The organism is Alterinioella nitratireducens, from assembly GCF_013155465.1.
GTDB lineage: Bacteria > Pseudomonadota > Alphaproteobacteria > Rhodobacterales > Rhodobacteraceae > Alterinioella > Alterinioella nitratireducens.
This window is the reverse complement of the sequence record NZ_JABJVX010000001.1, coordinates 154,118-176,794: the sequence shown is the minus strand read 5'-3', so window position 1 is coordinate 176,794 and position 22,677 is coordinate 154,118. Positions and strand designations below refer to the sequence as shown.

Annotated in this window: 24 protein-coding genes; 15 read left to right on the top strand and 9 right to left on the bottom strand. The window is 66.9% G+C overall.

All coding sequences use genetic code 11. The features are described from left to right. Positions 1 to 2: 2 nt before the first annotated feature. Positions 3 to 1,304: an NAD(P)/FAD-dependent oxidoreductase gene (locus HNS34_RS00810; protein ID WP_172317039.1), complete on the top strand. Its 1,302-nt coding sequence runs from the start codon at positions 3 to 5 to the stop codon at positions 1,302 to 1,304. A gap of 179 nt (positions 1,305 to 1,483) precedes the next feature. Here the strand turns inward: HNS34_RS00810 and HNS34_RS00805 are convergent, their stop codons facing one another. The 4 genes from HNS34_RS00805 to HNS34_RS00790 form a co-directional block, all read right to left on the bottom strand. Further along, positions 1,484 to 3,589 (bottom strand): vWA domain-containing protein, encoded by a 2,106-nt coding sequence (locus tag HNS34_RS00805; RefSeq protein WP_172317037.1) that lies wholly within the window; start codon positions 3,587 to 3,589, stop codon positions 1,484 to 1,486. Next, entirely contained in the window at positions 3,586 to 4,122 is a 537-nt protein-coding gene (locus HNS34_RS00800) for an RNA polymerase sigma factor (protein ID WP_172317035.1), read from the bottom strand. The genes HNS34_RS00805 and HNS34_RS00800 overlap by 4 nt, the downstream gene beginning before the upstream one ends. Before the next feature lie 71 nt (positions 4,123 to 4,193). Beyond that, complete coding sequence (locus HNS34_RS00795; protein WP_172317033.1) at positions 4,194 to 4,832, bottom strand: ChrR family anti-sigma-E factor; 639 nt, start codon at positions 4,830 to 4,832, stop codon at positions 4,194 to 4,196. Continuing rightward, positions 4,829 to 5,476 carry a sigma-70 family RNA polymerase sigma factor gene (locus HNS34_RS00790; protein ID WP_172317031.1) on the bottom strand — a complete coding sequence of 216 codons (648 nt, stop codon included), beginning with the start codon at positions 5,474 to 5,476 and terminating at the stop codon, positions 4,829 to 4,831. The genes HNS34_RS00795 and HNS34_RS00790 overlap by 4 nt, the downstream gene beginning before the upstream one ends. 101 nt (positions 5,477 to 5,577) lie before the next feature. Between HNS34_RS00790 and HNS34_RS00785 the strand changes: the two genes are divergently transcribed. From HNS34_RS00785 to HNS34_RS00760, 6 genes are read left to right on the top strand one after another with little or no spacing between them, the layout of a single operon-like run. Then, the gene (locus HNS34_RS00785) at positions 5,578 to 6,867 is read left to right on the top strand and encodes an NAD(P)/FAD-dependent oxidoreductase (RefSeq protein WP_172317029.1); all 1,290 of its coding nucleotides are present in this window, start codon (positions 5,578 to 5,580) and stop codon (positions 6,865 to 6,867) included. After that, positions 6,864 to 7,622: a DUF1365 domain-containing protein gene (locus tag HNS34_RS00780; protein ID WP_172317027.1), complete on the top strand. Its 759-nt coding sequence runs from the start codon at positions 6,864 to 6,866 to the stop codon at positions 7,620 to 7,622. Before HNS34_RS00785 ends, HNS34_RS00780 begins: the two co-directional genes overlap by 4 nt. Then, positions 7,610 to 8,773 carry an SAM-dependent methyltransferase gene (locus HNS34_RS00775; RefSeq protein ID WP_172317025.1) on the top strand — a complete coding sequence of 388 codons (1,164 nt, stop codon included), beginning with the start codon at positions 7,610 to 7,612 and terminating at the stop codon, positions 8,771 to 8,773. Before HNS34_RS00780 ends, HNS34_RS00775 begins: the two co-directional genes overlap by 13 nt. Continuing rightward, positions 8,773 to 9,318: a DUF3833 domain-containing protein gene (locus tag HNS34_RS00770; protein ID WP_172317023.1), complete on the top strand. Its 546-nt coding sequence runs from the start codon at positions 8,773 to 8,775 to the stop codon at positions 9,316 to 9,318. Before HNS34_RS00775 ends, HNS34_RS00770 begins: the two co-directional genes overlap by 1 nt. Before the next feature lies 1 nt (position 9,319). Beyond that, positions 9,320 to 10,048, top strand: coding sequence for an SDR family NAD(P)-dependent oxidoreductase (locus HNS34_RS00765; protein WP_172317021.1), 729 nt, complete (start codon positions 9,320 to 9,322; stop codon positions 10,046 to 10,048). A 49-nt stretch (positions 10,049 to 10,097) separates the two neighbouring features. Then, on the top strand, positions 10,098 to 10,769 hold the full coding sequence (locus HNS34_RS00760; RefSeq protein ID WP_172317019.1) for a DUF1045 domain-containing protein: 672 nt from the start codon (positions 10,098 to 10,100) through the stop codon (positions 10,767 to 10,769). Here the strand turns inward: HNS34_RS00760 and HNS34_RS00755 are convergent. Beyond that, on the bottom strand, positions 10,757 to 11,602 hold the full coding sequence (locus HNS34_RS00755; RefSeq protein ID WP_172317017.1) for a DMT family transporter: 846 nt from the start codon (positions 11,600 to 11,602) through the stop codon (positions 10,757 to 10,759). The genes HNS34_RS00760 and HNS34_RS00755 overlap by 13 nt on opposite strands. Before the next feature lie 197 nt (positions 11,603 to 11,799). Between HNS34_RS00755 and HNS34_RS00750 the strand changes: the two genes are divergently transcribed. The 8 genes from HNS34_RS00750 to glcF all read left to right on the top strand — a co-directional run bounded on the left by HNS34_RS00750 (position 11,800) and on the right by glcF (position 19,645). Next, complete coding sequence (locus tag HNS34_RS00750) at positions 11,800 to 12,720, top strand: branched-chain amino acid ABC transporter permease (RefSeq protein ID WP_172317015.1); 921 nt, start codon at positions 11,800 to 11,802, stop codon at positions 12,718 to 12,720. Further along, positions 12,720 to 13,703, top strand: coding sequence for a branched-chain amino acid ABC transporter permease (locus HNS34_RS00745; RefSeq protein ID WP_172317013.1), 984 nt, complete (start codon positions 12,720 to 12,722; stop codon positions 13,701 to 13,703). Before HNS34_RS00750 ends, HNS34_RS00745 begins: the two co-directional genes overlap by 1 nt. Then, positions 13,696 to 14,445, top strand: coding sequence for an ABC transporter ATP-binding protein (locus HNS34_RS00740; protein WP_172317011.1), 750 nt, complete (start codon positions 13,696 to 13,698; stop codon positions 14,443 to 14,445). Before HNS34_RS00745 ends, HNS34_RS00740 begins: the two co-directional genes overlap by 8 nt. After that, the gene (locus HNS34_RS00735) at positions 14,442 to 15,131 is read left to right on the top strand and encodes an ABC transporter ATP-binding protein (RefSeq protein ID WP_172317009.1); all 690 of its coding nucleotides are present in this window, start codon (positions 14,442 to 14,444) and stop codon (positions 15,129 to 15,131) included. Before HNS34_RS00740 ends, HNS34_RS00735 begins: the two co-directional genes overlap by 4 nt. Before the next feature lie 92 nt (positions 15,132 to 15,223). Further along, positions 15,224 to 16,669 carry an FAD-linked oxidase C-terminal domain-containing protein gene (locus HNS34_RS00730; RefSeq protein ID WP_214647386.1) on the top strand — a complete coding sequence of 482 codons (1,446 nt, stop codon included), beginning with the start codon at positions 15,224 to 15,226 and terminating at the stop codon, positions 16,667 to 16,669. 151 nt (positions 16,670 to 16,820) lie between these two features. Then, positions 16,821 to 17,174 (top strand): hypothetical protein, encoded by a 354-nt coding sequence (locus HNS34_RS00725; protein ID WP_172317007.1) that lies wholly within the window; start codon positions 16,821 to 16,823, stop codon positions 17,172 to 17,174. Positions 17,175 to 17,193: 19 nt separating this feature from the next. Beyond that, positions 17,194 to 18,348: a glycolate oxidase subunit GlcE gene (gene glcE / locus HNS34_RS00720; protein WP_172317005.1), complete on the top strand. Its 1,155-nt coding sequence runs from the start codon at positions 17,194 to 17,196 to the stop codon at positions 18,346 to 18,348. 4 nt (positions 18,349 to 18,352) lie between these two features. Further along, positions 18,353 to 19,645 (top strand): glycolate oxidase subunit GlcF, encoded by a 1,293-nt coding sequence (gene glcF / locus HNS34_RS00715; protein ID WP_172317003.1) that lies wholly within the window; start codon positions 18,353 to 18,355, stop codon positions 19,643 to 19,645. Positions 19,646 to 19,721: 76 nt separating this feature from the next. On the opposite strand, the gene HNS34_RS00710 is transcribed toward glcF, so the two are convergent. The 4 genes from HNS34_RS00710 to HNS34_RS00695 are packed head-to-tail and all read right to left on the bottom strand — an operon-like array spanning position 19,722 to position 22,676. Beyond that, entirely contained in the window at positions 19,722 to 20,414 is a 693-nt protein-coding gene (locus HNS34_RS00710) for an RraA family protein (RefSeq protein ID WP_172317001.1), read from the bottom strand. Continuing rightward, positions 20,414 to 21,106, bottom strand: coding sequence for an alpha/beta fold hydrolase (locus HNS34_RS00705; protein ID WP_172316999.1), 693 nt, complete (start codon positions 21,104 to 21,106; stop codon positions 20,414 to 20,416). The genes HNS34_RS00710 and HNS34_RS00705 overlap by 1 nt, the downstream gene beginning before the upstream one ends. Beyond that, positions 21,103 to 22,236: a cobalamin-independent methionine synthase II family protein gene (locus tag HNS34_RS00700; RefSeq protein WP_172316997.1), complete on the bottom strand. Its 1,134-nt coding sequence runs from the start codon at positions 22,234 to 22,236 to the stop codon at positions 21,103 to 21,105. Before HNS34_RS00700 ends, HNS34_RS00705 begins: the two co-directional genes overlap by 4 nt. Then, entirely contained in the window at positions 22,233 to 22,676 is a 444-nt protein-coding gene (locus tag HNS34_RS00695; protein WP_172316995.1) for a hypothetical protein, read from the bottom strand. The genes HNS34_RS00700 and HNS34_RS00695 overlap by 4 nt, the downstream gene beginning before the upstream one ends. Position 22,677: the final 1 nt, after the last annotated feature.

Here is a 22,677-nt window from a genome sequence, read left to right as displayed (position 1 = left end):
GTATGGACCTGCTGACCGTCAATGACAGGATGGGGGAGTACCCCCCTTCCTTCTACGCCCATGCCGCCACCCCCCTGCCCCGGTTCGCCGCGCCAGAGGGCGATCTGACCTGCGATGTCTGCGTCATCGGCGGCGGCTTCACCGGGTTGTCGGCGGCCTGGCACCTGGCGGAACGCGGCTTTGACGTGGTGCTGCTGGAGGCGAGCCGCGTCGGCTTTGGCGCCTCGGGGCGCAACGGCGGCCAGGTCGGACAGGGCCAGCGGCTGGAGCAGGACGCGTTGGAGGCGATGGTGGGCAAGGACCACGCCCGCGCGCTCTGGACGATCGCCACCCGGTCGGTGGAGCTGGTCCGCGAGGTGGCGGCGCGCGACGAGGTGCACGCGACCTTCCATCCCGGCGTGATCCACGCCGCGCATCGGGCCCGTTACGTGCCGGAGTATCGCGATTACGCGAGGAAGCTGCGTGACGAGTATGGCTACGAGGATATCCGGTTCCTTAACCGAGAGGAGTTGCAGGGCCTCGTCGCCTCGCCATGCTATCACGGCGGCACCCTCGACATGGGCGCGGGCCATATCGACCCGCTGGAACTGACACTCGGGCTGGCGCGGCTGGCTAGGGGGGCGGGCGCGCGGATCTTCGAGGGCGCGCGGGTCGTGAAACTTGACAAGGGCAGCCCGGCGGTGGTGCGGACCGACAGCGCACGGGTGCGCGCGAACCATGTCGTGCTGGCCTGCAACGGATACCTGGGCGGGTTGGACCCACAGGTCGCCGCGCGCGTCATGCCGATCAACAATTACGTCGTCGCGACCCAGCCCCTTGGCGCGGACCGGCAAGAGGAGATCATCCGCGGCAACCGCGCCGTTGCCGACAGCAAGTTCGTGGTGAATTACTTCCGCTTCTCCGACGATCACCGGCTTCTGTTCGGGGGCACGGAAAGCTACCGCTACCGGTTCCCGCGTGACATCGCAGGTGCGGTGCGCAGGCCGATGGAGGAGGTGTTCCCGCAGCTTGCGGGCGTGAAGATCAGCCATGCCTGGGGCGGCACGCTGGGGATCACCATGAACCGAATGCCGCATTTCGCGCGGGTCGCGGGCAATATCCTCAGCCTTTCGGGCTATTCCGGCCATGGCGTGGCGATGGCGACGCTGGCGGGCCAGATCGCGGCGGAAACCATCGCGGGACAGGCGGAGCGGTTTGACGTTATGGCCTCGGTCCCAAGCCCGCGCTTTCCGGGCGGGTCGGCCCTGCGCTGGCCGCTCCTGGTGTTGGGGATGGTGTGGTTTTCGCTGAGGGACCGGTTCTGAGATCGGGGTCGAATTGCTGCGCAATCCGACCCGCCGGGGCTCTGCCCCGGACCCCGGGATATTTTCGGAACAAAGAAGGGGCGTGAAAATGACCCCCGGAGAGAGGACAGTCTCTCCGGGGATCGGGCAGGACGGTTGAAGGATGACTGCACGATAGACCGCCCTGCCCATCCGGCAGGTCAGTTTTCGGACAGGCTTTCGGCCAGGCGCATCAGCTGCACCGCCTCGAAACGGTAGCCGAATTCATCCTCGCCCCGGTTGGCCGTGGCCAGCGCGATGGCATCGGCGTAGTCCCAATCGCCCAGGAAGTCCGAGCGGCGCAACAGCTGGCCGAAGCCTGCGATGGCGGCGGCGAAATTGGCCTCGGTGCCAGAGGTGTCGGTGTCCGTGATCGGGAAATCAATCAACTGGCTCTCGTCTTCGCCGGGCTCCTTCCAGCGCAGCCGGATGAAGCCCAACTCCTCCGAGACCTCCGCGGGCACGTCGCCCGCGTCGGAGGCCGCGTAGCGCAGCGGGTCGGTCAGGCGGGCCGGGCTGCCCACGGGCGTGACCTCATAGATCGCGGTGACGGAATGGCCGGCGCCAAGTTCGCCCGCATCCACGGCGTCATTGTTGAAATCCTCGCGCGCCAGCGCCCGCGTTTCATAGCCGATCAGGCGGTATTCCGCGATCACCGCGGGGTTGAACTCCACCTGGATCTTGACGTCATCGGCAATGGGATAGAGCGCGCCCGAGAGCTGATCGACCAGCACCCGCTGCGCCTCGTTCAGCGTGTCGATGAAGGCCGCCGTGCCGTTGCCGTTCTGGGCCAGCGCCTGCATGGTGTCGTCTTGCAGGTTGCCGCGTCCGAAGCCGAGAACAGACAGGTAGATGCCGGTCTCGCGCTGCGCGGCGATATAGTCGGTCAGCGCATCGGGGTCGGAAATACCGACGTTGAAATCGCCATCCGTGGCCAGGATCACGCGGGAAACCTCGCCCTCCTCGGTCATGTCACCGGCCAGCGCGTAGGCCTGTTCCAGCCCGCCCTGCCCGTTGGTCGAGCCACCCGCGCCGAGGCCGTTCAGGGCGCGCGTGATCGCGTCGCGGTCCGAGGCCGGGGTCGGCTCCAGCGCCACACCGGCGGAGCCTGCATATTCCACGATGGCCACCTGGTCGGCCGGGTCGAGACGATCCAGCATCAGGCGGAAACTCTGCACCAGAAGGGGCAGTTTCGACGGGTCGTTCATCGAGCCTGACGTGTCGATCAGGAACACCAGGTTGAGGGCCGGGCGCTCCTCAATGAGGGGCATTTCGCCCTGCAACCCGATATGCAAGAGCCGCGTGTCGGGGTTCCAGGGGGTTTCAAACACGGTCACCGTGGGGCGGAACGGGCTTATGTCGTCCTCGGTGGGGGCGGCGAAATCATAGGGGAAATAGTTGATCATCTCCTCGATGCGCACGGCGTCGGGGTCGGGCATCTGCCCGCGTTGCAGGGAGGAGCGGATGATCGCATAGGAGGCCGTATCGACGTCGATCGAGAAGGTCGAGACCGGATCCTCCGCCGTCACGCGCAGGGGGTTGTCGTCGTCATTGGCAAACTCCTCGCGGTTTGGGTCTGGCGCGATGTAGGGCTCGGAGGGCGCGATGATGGCGGTCGAATTGCCATAGCCCTGCTGGATGATCGCGCCGCTATTGCCGCCGCGCAATTGCGGCGAGGCGCTGAGCAACCCGCCAACGGTGCTGTTGCCAGCCTGGCCCGGCATGGGCAGCGCGGGCGACGGCAAGGCGGGGGGCGGAGCCTCGGTTTCAGCCATGTCGGCGGCAATGCCATCGGCGATCACCGGGGCGGGCTCGGGGGCCACCTCGCCGCGCTCTTCGGCGATTGCGTCGGCGGCGAGCTCGGTTCCGGTCTCGTCGTCGGTGGCCTCTGCGTCGGGGGCCTCGGCGGTATCCAGCGGCCCCTCCGGCACGCGCTCCTCGATCTCTGGCTCGCTGACGCGGCTGTTCATCAAATCCGTGCCAAGCGGGGTAAAACCCAACACCCCCACGGCGACAATTGCCGTGGTGGCGGTCAGGCCCGCAATCAATCGGGTCGTCATCATCTGAAATACTCCATCTGCAAGGCCCCGCTTCGGGGCTTGAATGGAGGTTTGACGCGGCGCGGTCCGCGATCCTTGGGCGGTTTCGAAATTCTCCTGCGCGAGGCGCAAATTCTCAGCGCGGCGCGCGGCGTCGGGGGCCGGGGTGGCGGCCTGCATCGCCTCTTTCAGCGCGTCGAAATCCATGTCGTCGTGACGGGAGGTCATGTCGCCTCCTCCTTCTCTCGTATCTCGCGCAGCCTCTTCTTCGCCTCGGAGACGCGCCAGGCTATGGTGCCCTCGGAGACGCCCATGATCTCGCCCACTTCCGCTTGCGTCAGATCATCCAGCACCAGCGCCAGCGTGTCGCGCAGGGTCTCGGAAAGCTGCCCCATCGCGGTATGGAGCCAGGCGACATTCGCCTGATCCTCGGCCATTGCGGCCTGTCGGCCCGTTTCCCAATCGCCCCACCCGTCCAGCGCGCGGGCATAGCTGGATGCGCGGCGCCGCCGGTCGATGGCCGCGTTATGGGCCACACGGTAGAGCCATGTCGTCACCTTGGCCTGGCCGCGATAGGAGGACAGCCGTGCGGGCAGCACGGCGCAGATGTCCTGGCACAGGTCCTCGGCATCAGTGCGATGGCCGGTGAAGCGGAAACACAGGGCAAAGAGGCGATCGTAGTGACGCGCCAGCAACGCCTCGAAGGCGTGCCCGTCGCCCGAGGCCGCGGCAAGGGCCAGGTCCTGATCGCTCACTGTCATGCGCATCTTGTAGACCAAGACGCATCCCGCGCCGAGTTCCTTGGGGGGATAGGCGAATTATTTTCGAGAGGTCAGATCTTGAAGAGCGGCTGCAACAGGCGCGGCACAAAGCTCTGGAAGCGCAGTGGCGCGTCGGTGGCGGCCAGGCAGATGCAGGGGGCCTCCTCGCCCGCCGTCGGCGTGTGTTCCAGATCGCCATCGGCCACTTCCAGATCACCCACGCCAAACGCGCCGGTTTCATCCGAGAAACTGCCCTGCAGCACAAGCGTCAGTTCCAGCCCGTTATGGCCGTGGTCTGGCACCGCGCGGCCCGGCGGAATGTGCAGAAGGCGCAGGCTGCCATCGTCTCCGGCCTCAAGGATCGCCTGCTTGACGCCGAAGCCGAGGCTTTTCCAGCGCGGCGGGCGCGATTTCAGTGCCGCCATGACCGGGCCGGGATAGATCCCCTCGCGTTTCGGGGCCGGGGCGGCATCGGGTTGGGCGTGGTCCAGCCGGTCCATGACGCCCGCAAGAAGGGTGTCCGACACCGGGGCCTCGGCCAGCCCCTCCAGCACGGTGCCGCCAAGCGCCTCATGCGCGGCCAGCGCGCCGCGGCAGCTGTCGCACATCGAGATATGGGTGGCGACGACCACCTCGAAGACGCGCGGCAGCGAGCTCGCGGCATAGGCGGCCAGGATCGGCTCGGGGATGTGGTGGGCGATATCGCTCATGGCTCTCGCAATTCTTTCAATTCGTGGCGCAGCCGCTCCAACCCCAGGCGGATGCGCGATTTTATGGTCCCAAGCGGCACGCCGGTCTGGGTGTTGATCTCCTGGTGGGTCAACTCGCCCAGATAGGCGCGCTCGATCATCTCTCTCTGGTCCGGCTTGAGGCGGGCCAGCGCGCCCCGAAGCTCCTCGGTTTCCTGTTCCAGCGCCAGCATCTGGCCCGGATCGGGGTCATGCCCCTCGGGCTCGCGCAATTCCTCCGGCATCGGCCGGGCGGTGCGGCGAACCGTGTCGATCTGCCGGTTTCGGGTGATCTGGTAGATCCAGCCCGAGACCTGCGCGCGTTCCGGATCAAACTGATCGGCCTTGCGCCAAAGGGTCAGCATCACCTCCTGCACGACCTCCTCGGCCTGCGCGGCGTCCATGCCGCCGCGCATCACGAACCCCTTGAGGCGCGGCGCGTAGTAATCGAACAGCGCGGCAAAGGCCCGCTTGTCGCGCCGGTCCCGCACTGCCAGCATCTGCTGCGTCTGTTCCGACAACTCGTCTTTCGGTGCCACGGTCGGCCTTTCATCTCGCACCAGTGCCCCCGCCGCAGGCAGGCAGGGCGCGATCTGTGCGGCAGGAGGGTCAATCGTGATCACCATAATCCATCTACGCGCGGGCGCAATTTCCGGATCATTTTTTGATCTGCCTTTTTGTCCGGCACGTATTGGGAACAGTTGATCGTTATGAAAGCCCGCCGCCCATGTCCCTCGACATCCCCCCGCCAAGCGCCCAACGGATCGCCGTTATCGGCGGCGGTATCTCGGGCCTTGCCGCCGCCTACGCCCTGTCGCCGCGCCATTCGGTGACTCTGTTCGAGGCCGCGCCGCGCCTTGGTGGTCACGCCCGCACCGTCATGGCGGGTCTGCGGGGCGATCAGCCCGTCGATACCGGGTTCATCGTCTTCAACTACGCCAACTACCCGCATCTGACGCGGATGTTTCAGGACCTCGACGTGCCGGTTGCGAAAAGCGACATGAGCTTTGGGGCCACTATCGACGATGGCCGCATCGAATACGGGCTGCGGACCGTCGGGGCGATGCTGGCCCAGAAACGCAACCTTGCGCGCCCCGCCTTTCTGCGGATGCTGCGCGACATCCTGCGCTTCAACGCGCGGGCCGGGGAATTTGCCAAGGACGACACCGCCACCATCGGCGACCTTTTGCAGGGGCTCGACCTCGGCGACTGGTTCCGCCGCTATTACCTGACGCCGCTTTGCGGTGCGATCTGGTCCACGCCCACCGATCAGATCCTCTCATTTCCCGCCAGCGCCATGGTGCAGTTCTTCCGCAATCACGCGCTTCTCTCCGCGACCGGGCAGCATCAATGGTGGACGGTTCAGGGCGGCAGCGTCGAATATGTCACCCGGCTGGAGCGCCACCTGAAGGGCCAGGGCGTCGCGATCCGCAAGGGCTGCCCGGTGATGTCGGTCTCGCGCGTGGGCGGCCTCAGTTCCGTCGCCACAGGGCGCGCCGCACCCGAGGTGTTCGACCAGGTCGTCTTCGCCTGCCACGCCGACCAGGCGCTGCGCCTTCTGGACCGGCCGAGCCTCGAGGAAGAGGCCGCGCTGTCCGCGATCCGGTTCCAGGACAACCAGGTCTGGCTGCACCGCGACGCGGACCAGATGCCGAAACGGCGCGCGGTCTGGTCCTCCTGGGTCTACCAGGCCGACACGCGCGCGCCCGAGACGCAGATCGGCGTGACCTACTGGATGAACCGGTTGCAGAACATCCCCGAGGGTGATCCTCTCTTCGTGACGCTGAACCCCGCCCGCGCCATCGACCCGGCCAAGGTCTATGACCAGACCACGTTCCGCCACCCGGTCTTCGACCATGCCGCCATTGCCGCACAGGCCACGCTGCGCAAGATCGCGGGGCAGAACAACACCTGGTTTGCCGGGGCCTATACGCGCCACGGCTTCCATGAGGACGGCTTTGCCAGCGCCATGCGCATCGCCCGCACGCTGGACAGCCGCGAACGGATCGCCGCGTGAGGTTTCAACCGCAGCATATCCGGGCCGAAACGACCCACGCACGCCGAGGCAGCATCCGCCACGCCTTCACCCATGCGGTGGATTACGTGCTGATCGACCCGGAGGCCAGGACCGGCCCGACCCTCTTTCGCCGCAACAGGCCCGGCCTCTCTGCCGTGCATGACCGCCACCATGGCGGCATGCCGAAAAAGGGGCGCGGGCGCGCTTGGGCGGTCGAGGTGTTCGGGGCTGCGGGGCTTGAGGATGCGCAGATCCTGCTGCTCACCCAACCCGCCATCCTTGGCCGCGTCTTCAACCCGGTCAGTTTTTGGCTGGCGATGCGCGGGGGTGATCTGGTCGCGGTGATCGCCGAGGTCACCAACACCTTCGGCGACCGGCACAGCTATCTCTGCCACTTGCCCGGCTTCGCGCCGATCACGCCCGAGGATGAGATCAGCGCAGGGAAACTCCTGCATGTCTCGCCTTTCCAGGATGTCGCGGGCCGCTACAAGTTCCGCTTTCGCGTCGAGCCCGACAGCATCGCCATCCGCATCGCCCATGAGGACGGCGAGGAGGGCGTCGTCGCCACCCTTACCGGCCCGCGCGAGCCCCTGACCAACGCCGCCATCCTGCGCATGTCCATCGCCCGCCCTTTCGGCGCCGCCCGCACATGGATGCTGATCCACTGGCACGCGCTGCGCCTGAAACTCAAAGGGGCCGCCTATCGCCCCCGTCCTGAACCACCCAAGCAAGAGGTGAGCCGATGCTCTTCCTGACGACCCGCATCAAACGCGATTTCCTGGACAGTTGCGCGGCCATCACCAGGGGTCGGCTGCGCCTGATCACGCCCGAAGGCGAGATCCACGATTTCGGCCAAGGCAGCCCGGAGGCCGAGCTGCAGCTGCATGACTGGTCCGTCGTCACCGCCTGCGCCGCCAAGGGCGATATCGGGTTGGGGGAAACCTATGTCGCGGGGCTCTGGGACACGCCCTCCATCGCTGATCTGTGCGAAGTGTCGCTGCTCAACCTGCGGGAATTGGAGCGCTTCGCCTATCTCGGCCTCTGGGCGCGGCTTGGCTACCGGCTGCTCAACTCCCTCTTCCGGGCCAATTCGCGCAAGGGCTCGCCGCGCAACATCCGCGCCCATTACGATGTCGGCAACGAGTTCTATTCCCTCTGGCTCGACCCCGGCATGACCTATTCCTCGGCGCTGTTCGATGCGGGGGCTGACCTTGAGGGCGCGCAGACCCGCAAGAACGCGCGCATCCTGGACAAGCTTGCGCCCGGTGAGAGCATATTGGAGGTCGGCTGCGGATGGGGCGGCTTTGCCGAACAGGCGGCGGAGCGGGGCCAGCATGTCACCGGCCTCACCCTCTCGCCAAGCCAGAAAGGCTATGCCGATGCGCGGCTGGACGGGCGTGCCGAGATCCGGTTGCAAGATTACCGCGAGGCGCGGGGGCGCTTCGACAATATCGTCTCCATCGAGATGATCGAGGCGGTCGGCGAACGCTACTGGCCGACCTATTTCGCCACGCTGAAAGACCGGCTGGCAGAGGGCGGTCGCGCCGTCTTGCAGGTCATCACCGTGCCCGACGACTATTTCCCGGTCTATCGCAGCGGCAGCGACTATATCCGCCAGCACATCTTTCCGGGCGGCATGCTGCTGGCCCCCGGCATCTTCCGGCGCGAGGCCGCGAAGGCGGGGCTGGTGGCGGAAGATCCCTTCTTCTTCGGGCAGGATTATGCCCGCACCTGCCGCATCTGGCACGAACGCATGAACGCGGAGGAGACGCGCATCAAGCGTCTCGGCATGGGCGAGGAGTTTCTGCGCAGTTGGCGGTTCTATCTCGGCTCCTGCGCGGCGGCCTTCACGACCGGGCAGACCGACGTGATGCAGGTGGCGCTGTCCCATGCGGAGGAGGCGTGATGGAGCTTCTGCTGCTTTTCCTGATCCTGCTGATCGTGATCGCGATCATCTATCACGCGCGCGTGGGCTTCCACACGCAGCGGCCCTATCACTACGCCGACACCACACCCGCGATCGACATCCGCCGCCACCTCAGCGGCCCGATGCTTTGTGACGGGGTGATCTACGGGCCGTTCGGTCGCGTCTCCTCGCGCTTCACCGCGCGGATGGAGGGGACATGGGACGGCGCAAGCGGCACGCTGTCCGAGGCGTTCCGCTACTCCAGCGGCAAGACGCAGGACCGCGAATGGCACCTGAAGGCGGGCAACGATGGGGCGTTCACCGCGACCGCCGACGATATCATCGGCACCGCGCAGGGCCAGCAATCGGGCGCGTCCTTGCGCATGACCTACCGGCTGCGCCTGCCGGCGGACGCGGGCGGGCATGTCCTTTCCGTCACCGATTGGATGTATCTGCTGGACAATGGCACGCTGGTGAACCGATCCGTCATGCGCAAGTTCGGCCTGCCCGTCGCACAGCTGATCGCAACCATGAGGCCCGCATAGGATGTTGAGAGACAGGACATACTGGCTGATCGGAGCGAGCGAGGGCCTGGGCCGCGCCTTGGCGAAGGCGTTGGACGCAGAAGGCTGCCGCCTGGTCCTGAGCGCGCGCAGCGAGGACCGGCTGCGCGACTTGGCCGGGGAGGTATCAAATGCCCGCGTGCTGCCGCTCGACGTGACCGATGACGACGCGGTGCGAGAGGCGGTCGAGGCAGCGGGCGATATCGACGGGCTGATCTATTCGGCGGGCGCCTATGAGCCGATGCCCGCGACCGACTGGGACGTGCCCGCGAGCCTCCTGATGACGGATGTGAACTACAAGGGCGCGCAGCGGGTGATCGGCTATGCCCTGCCGGGGATGATCGACCGCAACCGGGGGCATATCGTGGTGATCGGCTCGATCTCGGGCTGGCGGGGCTTGCCTGGCGCGGTCGGATACGGGGCCAGCAAGGCGGCGCTGATGCACCTGGCCGAGAACCTCTACATGGACCTCAAGGGCACGAATATCCGCGTGCAGCAGGCCAATCCGGGCTTCATCCGCACCCGGCTGACCGACAAGAACGAGTTCAACATGCCGATGATCATGGACCCCGACGAGGCCGCGGCGCAGGTCGTGAAGGCGATGACGTCACGCCGCTTCGCCACCTCGTTCCCCGGCCCGATGGCCTGGTTCTTCCGCCTCGGGGCGCGGCTGCCGATCAGCTGGTTCCGCAAGATCATGGACCGGGGCTGAGACGGGCGGCGTGTTGGCAAACGGCCCCGCATCTGCCATCACCGCCGCCATGCCCGGATTTCGCCGCTACGCTGTTTTCTTCGTCCCCACCGGCGCGCTCTATGACCGCGCGGCGGAGTGGCTTGGGTGGGACAGTGTCGCGGGCGTGGCATTGCCGCCCCCTGAGCCGCGGCTTGTGGACCGGCCCAGGAAATACGGCTTTCACGCCACGCTGAAACCGCCCTTCCGGCTGGCCGAGGGAAGCCGAGAGGCCGATCTGCGCGACACCCTCGCCCGCATCGCCGCCGGGACCGCCCCGATAGACCTGCCCGCCCTGACCGTCACCGCCCTTGGCCGGTTCCTTGCCCTGACCCCCTCGGCCCCCTGCCCCGCCATGCAAAGGCTGGCCGCGCAGGTGGTGATGGATCTGGACCAGTTCCGCGCGCCGCCGAGGAGGGATGAGCTCGCCCGCCGCCGAAAATCGCGCCTGTCACCGCGGCAGGAGGACCATCTTGCCCGCTGGGGCTATCCTTTCGTGCTGGACCAGTTCCGGTTTCACATGACCCTGACCGGCCCAGTGCCGCAGGGGCAGGTCGAGACCCTCTGCCAGAACCTCGCCGATCACTTCGCGGATGTGCTGGACCGGCCGGAGCGGATCGCCGATCTGGCGCTGATGGGGGAAGACGCGGAGGGGTTCTTCCACCTCCTGCGCCGCGTTCCCCTGACGGGTCAGCCCCGGTAGAGTCTGAGCAACGCCGCGCCGCCCAATGTCATCATCGTGGCCGCGACCTTGGCCAGGTTGAGCGGTTCGCGGAACACGCCGACCCCGATGAAAAGCGCGAAGATGATGCTGGTCTCGCGCAACGCGGTGACCAGGGCGATGGGGGCCTGGGTGAAGGCATACATGACCAGCGCATAGGCGATGAAGGACGCGCCGCCGCCCAGGAAGATCGAGCGCGGCAGCCGGATCGCGGCGGGCAGAAGCCGGGGCCGCGCCAGACCCATGACGCCCGCGAAAACCGCCGCATTGGCCAGCGAATGCCATGCGTAGAACCCAAGCGCCGTGCCCGCCACCCGCGCGCCCAACCCGTCGACGATCGAATAGGAGGCGATGAAGCCACCCGTGGTCAGCGCCAAGAGCGCCGCCTTGCCCTGGAACACGCCATCGGCCCGGCGCACGAGCGAGATTGACCCGATGCCAAGCGCGATCAGCACGATCCCCGCCAGTTGCTGCGGCGCAAGCTGCACGCCCAGGAACAGGATCGACACGGCGGTCACAATCAGCGGCGAGGAGCCGCGCGCGATCGGGTAGACCTGGCTGAGATCGCCGATCCGGTAGGCCGCGATCAGGAACGCCTGGTAGCCGAAATGCAGGCCCACGCCGCCGATGAGATAGGGCAGAGAGGCCATGTCGGGGACCGGCACGAAGGGCAACAGGACAAGACCCGACAGGCCCTGCCCGATCACCACCGCCGTCATCGCCGCCGCCTTGTCCGCGCCGCCCTTGACCAGCGCGTTCCAGACCGCGTGCAGCACGGCGGCGGCAAGGACCATCAGGAAAACCGCGCCCGTCATGCTGCAATCCCCGCCATGAAAACCCGTCCCGCCCTGAAATCAACCCGTTCACACCTATCCGAGCTTTCGCGCGGGAACCAGCGGCATGACACCCGTCAACATGCAATTTCCTGTGCCGAAGCGGTGGCAAAGCGTTGATCTTGCCCGGTTGAACCCGCAATGTCCCGCCGCATGAGACCAGACGCGCGCAGCCCGACATGACCCTCCTTCTCCTGATCGAACAATGCCTGAACGGGTTGCAGATGGGCGTGGCCCTGTTCCTGATGGCCGCCGGCCTGACGCTGATCTTCGGCGTCATGGGGGTGATCAACCTCGCGCATGGCTCGCTCTTCATGGTGGGGGCCTTCGCGGCGGCGGGCGTGGCGGCGGCGACCGGCTCCTATACGCTGGCGCTGATCGCGGCGCTGGCGGCCTCCGCCGTGGCGGGCGTGCTGATGGAGGTGCTGGTGATCCGCAGGCTCTATGCGCGCGACCATCTCGACCAGGTGCTGGCCACCTTTGCGCTGATCCTGATCTTTTCCGAGGGCACTCGGTTCCTCTTCGGCTCCTTCCCGCTCTATATCGACACGCCCGCGTTGCTGTCGGGCCCGATCACATTGCCCGGCGGCATCGACTACCCGCGCTACCGGCTTTTCATCATCGCCATGGGGCTGGCCATCGCGGGCGGCCTGTTCTGGTTCATCGCGCGCACCCGGATCGGCATCCAGATCCGCGCGGGCGAAGTCGACCGCGAGATGATCGCGGCGCTCGGCGTCGATATTTCCAAGCTCTACACCGCCGTCTTCGCGCTCGGGGCGGCGCTGGCGGGGCTGGCGGGGGCGCTGATCGGAGCCATTCAATCGGTCGAGGTCGGCATGGGCGAGCCGGTGCTGATCCTGGCCTTCGTCGTCATCGTCATCGGCGGTATCGGCTCGATCAAGGGGGCCTTCATCGGGGCGCTGCTGGTGGGGCTGACCGACACGCTTGGCCGCGTGCTGCTGCCGCAGGTCTTCGGCCTCGTGATGGACGCCTCATCGGCCACGACGGTCGGCGCATCGCTGGCCTCGATGGCGATCTATATCCTGATGGCGGGGATCCTGGTCTTCCGCCCCTCCGGCCTTTTCGGCAGGGCCACCTGATGCGGCGCGAGACGCTCCTGAACGCGGCCATCCTGGCCGGTTTTCTCGCCCTGCCGCTATGGGCCTGGATGGCGGATGAGCCCTTCATCATCACGCTGACCACCCGCGCCGCGATCCTGGCGCTGGCCGGTGTCGGCCTCAACCTGGCGCTTGGCCTGGGAGGGCTCGTCAGCCTCGGCCATGCCGCGTTCTTCGGGATCGGGGGCTACGCGATGGGGGTGCTGGCCTTTCACGCGCAGACCTATACCCCGCTGACGGAGGCGCCTTTCCTGATCGAGGGCACAAAGTCGATGCCGGTGATCTGGCTGGTGGCCCTGATCACGTCCGCCCTCGCCGCCCTGGTCATCGGCGCGCTATCCCTCCGCACCTCGGGCGTCTATTTCATCATGATCACGCTGGCCTTCGGGCAGATGTTCTATTTCTTCATGATCTCCTGGCCCGCCTATGGCGGCGAGGACGGCATGTCGATCTACCTGCGCAACGGCTTTCCCGGCCTCAACACGCTGGACCCGATCCAGTTCTACGCGCTCTGCTTCGTGCTGCTGGCCGGTGCCCTCTGGCTGGTCAGCCGCATCCAGCATTCCGCCTTTGGCCTGGCGCTTGCCGCCGCGCGCCAAAGCCCGATGCGCGTGACTTCTGTCGGCATCCGCCCGCGCAGCCTGCACTTGCTGGCCTTCACGCTGTCGGGCGCGATCACCGGGCTTGCGGGCGCGCTTTTTGCCGATCTCAACCGTTTCGTCAGCCCGACGATGTTCAGCTGGCAGACCTCGGGCGAGATCATGGTTTTCGTCATCCTGGGCGGTGTCGGGCGGCTTCTCGGCCCCGTGCTTGGTGCCGCGATCTTCATCGCGATGGAGCATTGGCTGGATGGCGTGTCGGATTACTGGCACATCTATCTTGGCGCGATCCTGCTTGGCATGGTGCTTTTCGCGCGCGGCGGCCTCATCGGGCTGATCGCGGGACGGGAGGTGGCGCATGACTGAGCCTGTCCTGCAGGTCCGGGGCGTCAGCAAATCCTTTGGTGCGCTCACGGCGAACGAGGATGTCAGCCTGGACCTGCGGCCCGGAGAAATCCACGCCCTGATCGGCCCCAACGGTGCGGGAAAATCGACGCTGATCGCGGCCATCTCCGGCGCGCTGACGCCCGATGCGGGCACCGTCCATCTGGCGGGGCGCGACCTGACCGGCCTCGACATGGCGGCGCGCGCACGGGCGGGGCTTGGCCGCACCTTCCAGATCTCGGCCCTGGCGATGGAGATGAGCGTGCTTCAAAACGCCACCCTCGGGGCGCTCGGGGGGCAGGCGTTCCGCCTGTTCCGCCCGGTGATGCGGGACGCTGGCTTGCGGCAGGTGGCGCAATCCGCCCTCGCCCGCGTCGGGCTACAGGGTCACGCCCGCACCCGCACCGCCGACCTCAGCCACGGCCAGCGCCGCCAGTTGGAGGTTGCGATTGCGCTGACGCTCGCCCCGCGCGCCTTCCTGATGGATGAGCCGATGGCCGGGCTCGGGCTTGAGGGGACGGCGCGGATGACCGGGCTTCTGGACGCGCTGCGGGTTGAAGCGCCGATCCTGCTGGTCGAACATGACATGGACGCGGTGTTTCGCCTCGCCGACCGGATCAGCGTGCTGGTCTATGGCCGCATCATCGCCACCGGAACGCCGGCCGAGATCCGCCAGAACCCGGATGTCCGCCGCGCCTATTTGGGCGAGGAGGCCAGCCCGTGAGCCTTCTGGAACTCGATCACGTCGCCGCCTCCTACGGCCCCTCGCAGGCGCTCTTCGATATAAGCCTTGCGCTCGATCCTGGCGAGGTTCTGGCGTTGATGGGGCGCAACGGGATGGGCAAATCGACCACGATCAAGGTGATCTGTCGGCTCTTGCCCTATCACGGGGGCCGGTTACGGCTCGATGGCCGCGACATGGCCAACGTGCCGTCCTACCGTGCCGCGCGGATGGGTCTGGGGCTGGTGCCCGAGGGGCGGCGCTGTTTCGGCCCCCTGACGGTGCGGGAAAACCTGATCGCCGCCGCCCGCCCCGGCACCTGGGATTTCGCCACCGTCACAGCGCTATTCCCGCGCCTCGCCGAGCGCGAGGGGCAGATCGCGGCCTCGCTATCGGGCGGGGAACAGCAGATGCTGGCCATCGGTCGCGCCCTGATGACCAACCCGCGCCTCCTGATCCTCGACGAAGCGACGGAAGGGCTGGCCCCGCTGGTGCGGCAGGAAATCTGGGAGGCCATCGCGCGGCTGAAACGTGACAGCGGGCTGGCGATCCTTGTGGTCGACAAATCCCTGGCCGAGCTTGCCCGCATCGCCGATCGCGGTGTGATCATCGAGAAAGGCGCGACCGTCTGGAGCGACGGTTTCACCGCCCTGACCCCCGAGATCACCGACCGCTACCTGGGGGTCTGACGCACCTATCATTTTTGGTTAGATTTTCTGACCAATATCGGCTAGTCTTTCCGAAACCGACTGACTCGCGGACAAGGAGGAGCCTGCCGCCCATGTCCACCATCGCCATGCCCGCCCCCGACGCGTCGATCCTGTCCCGCAAGGACCAGATCGTGGCCGCCCTGGCCGAGGCCATCGGCGCGGAGGACGTGATCTCGGACCCGGTCGAAACGCGGGCCTATGAATGCGACGCGCTGACCGCCTATCGCTGCCCCCCGCTGGCCGTGACCCTGCCGCGCACGACCGAAGGCGTCGCCGCCGTGATGCGGGTCTGCCACCAGATGGGTGTGCCGGTTGTGCCGCGCGGGGCCGGAACCTCGCTGGCGGGCGGTGCGCTGCCCACGGCCGACAGCGTCATCCTGGGCACCGCGCGGCTGCGCGACGTGCTGGAGGTCGACTATCCCAACCGCTTCATCCGGGTTCAGACGGGGGTGACCAACCTCTCCGTCTCCGCACATGTCGATGCCGACGGGTTCTTCTACGCGCCCGACCCCTCCAGCCAGTTGGCCTGCGCCATCGCGGGCAATATCGCGATGAACTCGGGCGGCGCGCATTGCCTGAAATACGGCGTGACCACTAACAACCTTCTGGGCGTGCGCATGGTGCTGGCGGATGGCGAGATCGTCGAGCTTGGCGGCGCACAGATGGAGGCGGGCGGGCTGGACCTGCTCGGCCTCATTTGCGGCTCAGAGGGGCAGTTGGCGGTCGTGACGGAAGCCACCCTGCGCATCTTGCCCAAGCCCGAGGGCGCGCGGCCCGTCATGATCGGCTATGACAGCGCCGAGGTCGCGGGGCAATGCGTGGCCGACATCATCAAATCGGGCCTCCTGCCCGTGGCCATCGAATACATGGACCGGCCCTGCATCGAGGTGGTCGAGAATTTCGCCCATGCCGGATACCCGATCTGCGAGGCGCTGCTGATCGTCGAGGTCGAAGGTTCCGAGGCCGAGATCGAGGATCAACTGGGCAAGATCACCGCCATCGCGCAGTCGCTGGACCCGGTCGAGATGCGCGTGAGCGAAAGCCTTGAGGAAAGCGCCGCGATCTGGAAGGGCCGCAAATCGGCCTTCGGGGCGATGGGGCAGGTCAACGATTACATGTGCCTGGATGGCACCGTGCCGGTCTCGGCCCTGCCCCGGACCCTCAGGGGCATCGGCGATCTGGCCGCCGAGCACGGGCTGCGCGTGGCCAATGTGTTTCACGCGGGCGACGGCAACATGCACCCACTGATCCTCTACAACGCCAACACGGCGGGCGACCTGGAACGGGCCGAGGCACTCGGGGCCGAGATCCTGCGCCTCTGCGTCGAGATGGGCGGCTGCCTGACCGGCGAACATGGCGTGGGGATCGAGAAACGCGACCTGATGGGGAACCAGTTTTCCGAATCGGACCTGGAAATGCAGATGCAGGTCAAGGATGTGTTCGACCCGAACTGGCGCCTGAACCCCACCAAGGTCTTTCCGCTTCCGGCCAGCGAAACACGGCGGAACCGGGCATGAAATCAAGGGTTTGCACAGGGTGATCCGGACCTATCGGACATGCGGGGCATGAAGGGGCGACAGTTGTTATTGTCATTTGCACACTTATTGGGCTATGGTCATGGCATCCCTCCCGCCTTTTGCTGGGCATTGAATGCCAAAGGACTTTTGCATGACCAAGCTCTTTTCCCATCCGCTGCGTACCGTCATCGCAGCCCTTGCCCTGATCGCAACCACCGTCCCCGCCCTTGCCTCCTGGGGCGTCACCATGCCCATGCCGGTCGCCCCGCAGATCGACCTGACGCCGCATGTGAACGACCTGCCCGCCCCCCTCTCTCTCGACGCCGCGCTGGAGCGGATCGAGGCGGGCACCCCTGTCCTGCCAGCGCCCCCTCCCGCACGGGGCGTTCTGTCGGGCCTTTCCTCCGGCCCCGACGCAGCGCCGCCCTGCCTGCTCTCTACGGGCATCCTGCCCCCCGCGATGGGCTGGCACGAAGGTGCCTGGAACGTCGCCTCCCGGAACTGACCCGACGGGAGGGCCTTGCATGAGCGCCCTCCTCACCCCCGCCAATGAGGCCGAACTGGCCGAAACCGTCGCAGATGCTGCGGCGAGCCATACCCGCCTGCGCATCCGGGGCGGCGGCACCCGCAGCGTCATCGGCCAGGCCATCGAGACCGACACCACCCTCTCAACGGATCGCCTGACCGGCATCACGCTCTATGAGCCCGGCAGCCTCAACATGGTGGTGCGCGCGGGCACGCCGCTGGACGAGGTCACGTCGGCCCTCGCCACTGAGAACCAGCACTTGGCCTTCGAGCCGATGGACCATCGCGGCCTCCTTGGCTCGAACGGAACGCCGACCGTGGGCGGTATGGTCGCCGCCGCCATCTCCGGCCCGCGCCGGTTGGCTGTTGGCGCCTGCCGCGATCATCTTCTGGGCGTGCGCTTCGTCAACGGGCGCGGCGAGGTGCTGAAGAATGGCGGGCGGGTGATGAAGAACGTCACCGGGCTGGACCTCGCGAAACTGATGTGTGGCGCCTATGGCACGCTCGGCATCCTGACCGAAGTGTCGCTGAAGACCCTGCCGCGCCCCGAGACCGCCTGCACCCTCGCCTTTCCCGGTCTGACCGTGGCGCAGGCCACCGACCTCTTCTGCGCCGCCCTCGGCACGCCCTACGAGGTTTCCGGCGCGGCCTGGCAGAACGGCACGGCTTATCTGCGGCTGGAGGGGTTCGATTTGCAGGTCCGGAACCGCGCCACGCAATTGCAGGCCCGGTTCCGCGACCTCGACAGCGACCGGATCGAGGGCGCAGGCCACGCAGCGCTCTGGCGTGATATCCGCGATCTGACGGCGTTCCAGGGCCGCGACGACACGCTCTGGCGACTATCCCTCAAACCCACCGACGCGGCCCCGCTGACCTCGCATTTGCACGACCGTCTTGGGGCGGAGGCCAGCCTGGACTGGGGCGGCGGGTTGATCTGGCTTTCGGTGCCCGCCCACCACGCCGACCCGGCCCCGGTGATCCGCGACGCGCTCGCCCCGTATGGTGGCCACGCCACCTTGATCCGCGCGCCCGAAGACCTGCGCCGCAGCACGCCCGTCTTTCAGCCGCAGGCCCCGGCGCTGGCCAGGATCTCCGAGGGCCTGCGCGCCAGGTTCGACCCCGATCACATCCTCAACCCCGGCCTGATGGGCTGATCCCATGCAAACCAATTTCACCGATGCCCAACTGCAAGACCCCGGCACCGCGCGCGCCAACGAGATCCTGCGCGCCTGCGTGCATTGCGGCTTCTGCACCGCGACCTGCCCCACCTACCAGGTGCTCGGCGATGAGCTCGACAGCCCGCGCGGCCGCATCTACCTGATGAAGGACATGCTGGAGAACAGCCGCGTGCCGGACCCGAAGACGGTCAAGCATATCGACCGCTGCCTGTCCTGCCTTGCCTGCATGACGACCTGCCCCTCGGGCGTGCATTACATGCACCTGGTCGACCACGCCCGCACCTATATCGAGGCGAATTACAAACGCCCCCTGTTGGACCGCCTGCTGCGCTGGACGCTGGCGCGCATCCTGCCCTACCCCTACAGATTCCGCGCGGCCCTGGCCGGGGCCAAACTGGCCAGGCCCTTCGCCCGCCTGATCCCCGACGCCCGCCTGCGCGCGATGCTGGCGATGGCGCCCAAGACCATCCCGCCGGTCAGCCGCAATGACGACGCGCAGGTCTTTCCCGCCGCAGGCCCCCGCAAGGCCCGCGTCGCCCTGATGACGGGCTGCGCGCAGAAGGCGCTCAACACCGATATCAACGACGCCACCATCCGCATCCTGCGCCGCCACGGTTGCGAGGTCGTGGTTGCGCGCGGCGCGGGCTGCTGCGGGGCGCTGACCCATCACATGGGCAAGACCGATGAGGCGCATGCCACGGCGGCCAGGAACATCCTTGCCTGGGTGGCCGAGATCGACGGCGAAGGGCTCGACGCCATCGTCATCAACACCTCGGGCTGCGGCACCACGGTGAAGGATTACGGCCACATGTTCCGCACCACCGATCTGGCCGATGATGCCGCCCGCGTCTCGGCCATCGCGCAGGACATCACCGAGCTTCTGGCCGGTCTCGACCTCCAGCCCCGGGCGCCGACCCTGCGCGTCGCCTATCACGCCGCCTGTTCCCTGCAACACGGGCAGAAGATCACCACCCACCCCAAGGCGCTGCTCAAAAAGGCGGGCTTCACCGTGGTCGAGCCGCGCGACGCGCACTTATGCTGCGGCTCGGCGGGCACCTACAACCTGCTGCAACCCGAGATCTCGGGCCAGCTCAAGACCCGCAAGGTGGAGACGCTCCAGGCCACCGACCCGCAGATCATCGCCGCCGGCAATATCGGCTGCATGATGCAGATCGGTTCGGCCACCGAGATTCCCATCGTCCACACGGTCGAGCTTCTGGATTGGGCCACCGGCGGCCCCAGACCACCCGCGCTGGCCGATCTTGCCACCTGATGCTTCTTTGTTCCGGAAATATCCCCGCCGGAGGCACCAAAAAAATGGAGCAAACCCGCCAGGGTTTTCAATCTGGTCAGGTGCGCGCCTTCTCGAACGCCGCCCAGGCGGCCTCGAACGCGGCGAAGTCGAACCCGTCCGCCCGCGCCGGGTCCAGCACGATCTTCTCGGTCGCCAGAAGGCTTTCGATCCCCGCCCGCAAGCCCCCGACGACACCCTCCGGAATGACCAACGCGCCGTGGCGGTCGGCATGGATCAACTCGCCGGGGCGCACGGAGAGGCCGAAAATCCGCACCTCGCAATCCAGATCGCGCACATGCACGAACCCGTGGCTCGGGCCGATTGATCCCGCCACCACGGGAAACCCCTCGGGCAGGTCGCCCAAGTCCCGCATGACGCCGTTGGTCAGCGCACCCGACAGGCCGAACCCCTTGTGGATCGTCGTGTTGATCTCGCCCCAATAGGCCCCGATCGCGGCGGCCCCGTCCAGATCCTCGACCACCGCCACGCCGGGGCGCGGGCCCTCCGACATGTAGCGGTAATAGGCCATCCGACGGGTGCGGATCACGTCCGGGGCCTCTGTCGGCGGGGCCAGTGCCGCGATCCGCGCGGTGCGGGCATAGCCCACCATCGCCTCGCCCGGCGCCGAGCACACCATCGTGCCACGGGTGAACCGGTCGAACCCGCGCTTGCCCTGCACCACCTCGATGGCATTGCAGACGGTGGGGGTATCGACCTTGCGCAAAAGGTCCAGAAGTGTCGTGTCCATCAGGCCTCCATCCAGCGGCGGATGGCCGCTATTGTCAGTTCGGGTTGTTCCAGGGTGGGCAGGTGCCCGGCGTTCTCGATGATCTGCAACTGGCTGCCCGACAGCAGCCCGTGCATGTAGTCGTGCCGCTCGATCGGGCAGAGCGTATCCTCGCGCCCGCACAGCACCAGCGCCCGACCCTTGTAGGCGCGCAGCACCTCGGACTGGTCGACCCGGTCGCGCAGCGCGCGGGACTGGTGGATGAAGACATCCGGGCCCAGATCCAGCGCCATCGCCATGCAGAGGTCGAGGATCGCGCCCCGGCGGGGGCCATCGGCCAGGTAATTGGGCTTCATCTCGTCGCGCATGATCCGGGCCAGACCGCCTCGCGCCGCCGCCTCCATCTGCGGCGTGCGGCCCGCCCGCTTCTCCTCGGTCTCGGCACGCGGATTGGTGTCCAGAAGCGCCAGCCGATCCACTCGCGCGGGCGCCTGGCGCAAGATCTCCATCGCCACGATCCCGCCCATGGACAACCCCAGGAGTGCAAAGCGCGGTGGCGCGACGGCCAGCACCTCGCGCGCCAGTTCGACCATCGTATCCTTGCCGCCGATGGGCAGGGTCATCAGCGGGTAGGTGCCGGACAATGCCTCGATCTGCGGGCCGAAGAGGCGCGCGTCGCACATCATCCCCGGTAGCATCACAAGCGGTGTCACAGCCGTGCATCCGCCCGCGCCGCACCCTCCGACAGGGCCGCCAGCTTGGCATAGGCGATGGCGGGATCGACCGCCCCGAAGCCCGCGAAGGTGCCGAAGCCGCAATCGCTGCCTGCGATCACCCGCTCCTTGCCGACGATCCCCGCAAATCGTTCGATGCGTTGCGCCACGACCTCCGGATGTTCGATGAAATTCGTCGTCGTATCCACGACCCCCGGCACCAGGATCTTGTCATCGGGGATCTCGGCGCGGCGGTCGCGGAACACGGTCCATTCATGCGCATGGCGCGGGTTCGAGGTTTCGAAGAGCAGGTATTGCGCCTTGGCCGACATCAGCGTCGAGAACACCTTGTCCATCGGGATATCGCAGCAATGCGGCCCCTCGTAATTGCCCCAGCAGATATGGATGCGCACCTTCTCCTGCGGCACGTCGGCAAGCGCGTGATTCAGCGCCGCGACATGATCATTCGCGACATGGACAAACTCGGCATCGCTGAGATCATTGAACAGCATGTGCCGCGACAGCGCCAGGTCGGGGCAGTCCAGTTGCAGGTCCAGCCCCGCCGCCACGATGGTCTCGTATTCCGCCTTCATCGCATCGGCGAGTGCCGCCAGATAAGCCCCGCGCGTCTTGTAATGGTCGTTTTGCAGGAAGAGCGAGATCACCCCCGGCGAGGCCGCGTTCATGAAACCGCGTGTCGCGCCATGGTCAGTCATAGCCGCCTTGAGGTTGTCGATGTCCTTCTGCAATTCCCCCTGCCCCTTCGATCGCACCTCGCCGGTGCACATCGGACGGGCATATTGTGGCGTGCCACCATCGTCGGCCAGCCGTTGCAGGAAGCTCGGGAACATCTTGAGATCGGCGGGCGCGTTGCGGGGGCTGTCGCCCGAGAAGCCGGTATAGCGATCCTTTACGTAGGTGGCGTAGGAGATCTTCGAGGTCTCGCCATCGCTGACGATGTCGATCCCCGCCTCGACCTGTTTGCGCACGGTCTCGGAGACCGCCGCCGTCATGCAGGCGTCGAAAGCGGCGGGGTCGTATTCGGTGCCGTTCTCGCGGGCGAAGATGAAATCGACCACCTCTTGGCTGCGCGGCAGCGATCCGACATGGGTTGCGAGGAGTTTCGTCATTTCATCTGTCCTTTCGTCTCGGTGGCTTTCAGAACCGGCCAGCTCTTCCAGGTCGTGCCATAGTCGATGCGGACCTTTTCGGGCAAGCCGCCCGGGGCAAGCCAGACCCACCCTCGATGCGCGATGTCATAGGCATCCATATCCTCACGCACCGGCAGCCGGTCCAGCGCCACATCCCACGCGTTCCCTTGAGGGGTGGCAACGCGGGCGTAGGTGCCCGGCCCCGAAACGCCGGGGCCGGGCTGCATCGCGAATGTCACCTGGGCGAAGCTGCCCATCTTTCGCGTGACCTCCGGGTTGCGCAAGCTGCGCCAGAAAAGCGCCCCCGCAACGCCTGCCACCGCCAGCCCGCCCCAGAGCGATGCAGACGCACCCGAGGTGACCCCGGCGACCAGCATGCTGAGGCCGACAAGCGCGGCAAAGCCTGTGAGGATGCGCATC

What these genes read in the sequence shown, in the direction of transcription:
- HNS34_RS00810 (WP_172317039.1), top strand. Translation starts at nt 3, where the DNA reads ATGGACCTGCTGACCGTCAATGACAGGATGGGGGAGTACCCCCCTTCC.
- HNS34_RS00805 (WP_172317037.1), bottom strand. Translation starts at nt 3,589, where the DNA reads ATGACCTCCCGTCACGACGACATGGATTTCGACGCGCTGAAAGAGGCG.
- HNS34_RS00800 (WP_172317035.1), bottom strand. Translation starts at nt 4,122, where the DNA reads ATGACAGTGAGCGATCAGGACCTGGCCCTTGCCGCGGCCTCGGGCGAC.
- HNS34_RS00795 (WP_172317033.1), bottom strand. Translation starts at nt 4,832, where the DNA reads ATGAGCGATATCGCCCACCACATCCCCGAGCCGATCCTGGCCGCCTAT.
- HNS34_RS00790 (WP_172317031.1), bottom strand. Translation starts at nt 5,476, where the DNA reads ATGGTGATCACGATTGACCCTCCTGCCGCACAGATCGCGCCCTGCCTG.
- HNS34_RS00785 (WP_172317029.1), top strand. Translation starts at nt 5,578, where the DNA reads ATGTCCCTCGACATCCCCCCGCCAAGCGCCCAACGGATCGCCGTTATC.
- HNS34_RS00775 (WP_172317025.1), top strand. Translation starts at nt 7,610, where the DNA reads ATGCTCTTCCTGACGACCCGCATCAAACGCGATTTCCTGGACAGTTGC.
- HNS34_RS00770 (WP_172317023.1), top strand. Translation starts at nt 8,773, where the DNA reads ATGGAGCTTCTGCTGCTTTTCCTGATCCTGCTGATCGTGATCGCGATC.
- HNS34_RS00765 (WP_172317021.1), top strand. Translation starts at nt 9,320, where the DNA reads ATGTTGAGAGACAGGACATACTGGCTGATCGGAGCGAGCGAGGGCCTG.
- HNS34_RS00760 (WP_172317019.1), top strand. Translation starts at nt 10,098, where the DNA reads ATGCCCGGATTTCGCCGCTACGCTGTTTTCTTCGTCCCCACCGGCGCG.
- HNS34_RS00755 (WP_172317017.1), bottom strand. Translation starts at nt 11,602, where the DNA reads ATGACGGGCGCGGTTTTCCTGATGGTCCTTGCCGCCGCCGTGCTGCAC.
- HNS34_RS00750 (WP_172317015.1), top strand. Translation starts at nt 11,800, where the DNA reads ATGACCCTCCTTCTCCTGATCGAACAATGCCTGAACGGGTTGCAGATG.
- HNS34_RS00745 (WP_172317013.1), top strand. Translation starts at nt 12,720, where the DNA reads ATGCGGCGCGAGACGCTCCTGAACGCGGCCATCCTGGCCGGTTTTCTC.
- HNS34_RS00740 (WP_172317011.1), top strand. Translation starts at nt 13,696, where the DNA reads ATGACTGAGCCTGTCCTGCAGGTCCGGGGCGTCAGCAAATCCTTTGGT.
- HNS34_RS00730 (WP_214647386.1), top strand. Translation starts at nt 15,224, where the DNA reads ATGTCCACCATCGCCATGCCCGCCCCCGACGCGTCGATCCTGTCCCGC.
- HNS34_RS00725 (WP_172317007.1), top strand. Translation starts at nt 16,821, where the DNA reads ATGACCAAGCTCTTTTCCCATCCGCTGCGTACCGTCATCGCAGCCCTT.
- glcE (WP_172317005.1), top strand. Translation starts at nt 17,194, where the DNA reads ATGAGCGCCCTCCTCACCCCCGCCAATGAGGCCGAACTGGCCGAAACC.
- glcF (WP_172317003.1), top strand. Translation starts at nt 18,353, where the DNA reads ATGCAAACCAATTTCACCGATGCCCAACTGCAAGACCCCGGCACCGCG.
- HNS34_RS00710 (WP_172317001.1), bottom strand. Translation starts at nt 20,414, where the DNA reads ATGGACACGACACTTCTGGACCTTTTGCGCAAGGTCGATACCCCCACC.
- HNS34_RS00700 (WP_172316997.1), bottom strand. Translation starts at nt 22,236, where the DNA reads ATGACGAAACTCCTCGCAACCCATGTCGGATCGCTGCCGCGCAGCCAA.
- HNS34_RS00695 (WP_172316995.1), bottom strand. Translation starts at nt 22,676, where the DNA reads ATGCGCATCCTCACAGGCTTTGCCGCGCTTGTCGGCCTCAGCATGCTG.